This is a genomic window from Arthrobacter gandavensis (assembly GCF_039528575.1).
Taxonomy (GTDB): domain Bacteria; phylum Actinomycetota; class Actinomycetes; order Actinomycetales; family Micrococcaceae; genus Arthrobacter_B; species Arthrobacter_B citreus_B.
The window spans coordinates 1-684 of record NZ_BAAALV010000012.1 but is presented as its reverse complement, the minus strand read 5'-3'; the positions used below and the strand labels follow the sequence as shown (position 1 = coordinate 684).

At 54.5% G+C, this 684-nt stretch carries 1 rRNA gene; it reads left to right on the top strand.

The annotated features are described in order from the left end of the window. Window positions 1-587, top strand: a 23S ribosomal RNA gene (locus ABFX29_RS16610); the annotation flags it as partial. Between the last annotated feature and the right edge of the window lie 97 nt (window positions 588-684).

The window sequence follows — 684 nt, the reverse complement described above, 5'->3', positions numbered from 1 at the left end:
GAGTGTAAGTGCACAAGGGAGCTTGACTGTGAGAGAGACATCTCGAGCAGGGACGAAAGTCGGGACTAGTGATCCGGCGGTACATTGTGGAATGGCCGTCGCTCAACGGATAAAAGGTACCTCGGGGATAACAGGCTGATCTTGCCCAAGAGTCCATATCGACGGCATGGTTTGGCACCTCGATGTCGGCTCGTCGCATCCTGGGGCTGGAGTAGGTCCCAAGGGTTGGGCTGTTCGCCCATTAAAGCGGTACGCGAGCTGGGTTTAGAACGTCGTGAGACAGTTCGGTCCCTATCCGCTGCGCGCGCAGGAAATTTGAGAAGGGCTGTCCTTAGTACGAGAGGACCGGGACGGACGAACCTCTGGTGTGTCAGTTGTACTGCCAAGTGCATCGCTGATTAGCTACGTTCGGATGGGATAACCGCTGAAAGCATCTAAGCGGGAAGCCTGCTTCAAGATGAGATTTCCATGCACCTTGTGTGTGAGAGGCCCCCAGCCAGACCACTGGGTTGATAGGCCGGATGTGGAAGCGGGGACTAAAGACCCGTGAAGCTGACCGGTACTAATAGGCCGATAACTTACACCACACATATCCTGGGCAGAACACGACTTCAAACGGTTCCGCCAAAGAAGGGATATGAAGATCATGCTGCTTGCGTCCACTATGTGGTTCCCAACCAACAA